The 1,417-nt window shown below is 51.2% G+C and carries 2 protein-coding genes; both read left to right on the top strand.

All coding sequences use genetic code 11. The features are described from left to right. Positions 1 to 805 (top strand): GMC family oxidoreductase (locus A3730_RS06420; protein WP_231883873.1); only part of this gene is annotated, 805 nt, incomplete at its 5' end. Positions 806 to 902: 97 nt separating this feature from the next. After that, positions 903 to 1,417: NAD(P)/FAD-dependent oxidoreductase (locus A3730_RS06415; protein WP_197477334.1), on the top strand; the 515-nt coding region annotated here is incomplete at its 3' end.

Genomic DNA, 1,417 nt, shown 5'->3' with positions numbered 1-1,417 from the left:
GCTTGCTCGACATGGCATTGAGCTGCGTCATTCGCTGGAGGGGGTGGGGCGTAATCTTCAAGATCATGTTGACGTTTTTGTACGGGTCAGATCGCGAAGCCGACAGGGAATATCGATGCATCCTAGCTATTGGTTGAACGGGGGGCGGGCCTTAATGCAATACCTGAGCGGTCGTCGAGGTGTGCTGTCTAGCAATGGCGCTGAGGCAGGCGGATTCATCTGCTCCCAAGCAGAGCAACCGATACCTGATCTGCAATTGCACTTTGGGCCAATGCTGTACGCTGATCACGGCCGTGACATGAAAATTGCAATGAGTGGATATGGCTACATTGTAATGATCTATGGGCTCAGGCCCTTGTCCCGGGGCCGCATTGGTTTACACAGTGCTGATCCGCTCGCTGCACCATTGATTGACCCCAATTACATGGCTGACCCTGCCGATGTCGAACAACTCATTCGTGGTGTTCGGCTTGTTCGTAATATTTTGTCCCAGCGTGCACTTTATATTCATCAGGATGTAGAAATTTCACCAGGGCTGGAAATACAGGATGACGCGAGTCTCACCGAGTGGGTGCGCCGTAATGGTGAGTCCGCATACCACCCGGTCGGCACTTGTAAGATGGGGATTGATCATATGGCAGTGGTCGACCCTCGTCTCCGTGTGCGTGGCTTGCAGTCGTTGCGGGTAGTTGATGCGTCTATCATGCCAACCCTGGTTGGCGGGAATACCAATCAGCCGGCGACCATGATTGGAGAGAAAGGGGCAGATATGATACTTGAGGACGCCGCGGTGGCTGGAGTTTAGGCATCATGTGTTTAGCTCGGCTGATGTTGCAAGTTATAGTTATTCATGAAGTTTTTGTGGGTAACTCGGTTTCAGTATGCATAGAAAGAGACAGGTTATGATTAACAAAAATAAAGAGGTCACCGTCATTATTGGTGGTGGACACGCAGCAGGAACACTTTTGACCGCCTTGCTGCAAAAAAAATACCCTCACAAAGTGGTTATGGTTAGCGAAGAGCTGCACCCTCCCTATCAGCGACCGCCCTTGTCCAAGAATTATCTCGCGGGGGAGGTTGATAAGGCGTCTTTATACCTTAAACCGCCTTCAATCTACGAGAATGCGGGGCAGCAATTACAGCTCGGCGTGCGCGTAGAACAGATTAACAGAGACGACAAAAGCCTCATTTTGTCAGATCAAAGCACTTTAAAGTACGACCAACTGGTCTTGGCCACTGGCTCACATGTCCGCCGTCTTAACGTGCGGGGTTCAGACTTGAAAGGTATTCATTATTTGCATGGTATCGAGGACACAGATGCCCTGCGTCGTGAGCTAGTACCCGGCAAACGCCTGGTTATCGTGGGGGGCGGGTATATCGGACTTGAAGTGGCTGCCAGTGCGACTAAGCAAGGTGT

The sequence above is a fragment of the Alcanivorax sp. HI0044 genome, from assembly GCF_001634945.1.
Note: the sequence above shows the minus strand (reverse complement) of the source record. Positions and strands in the feature narration are given on the sequence as shown.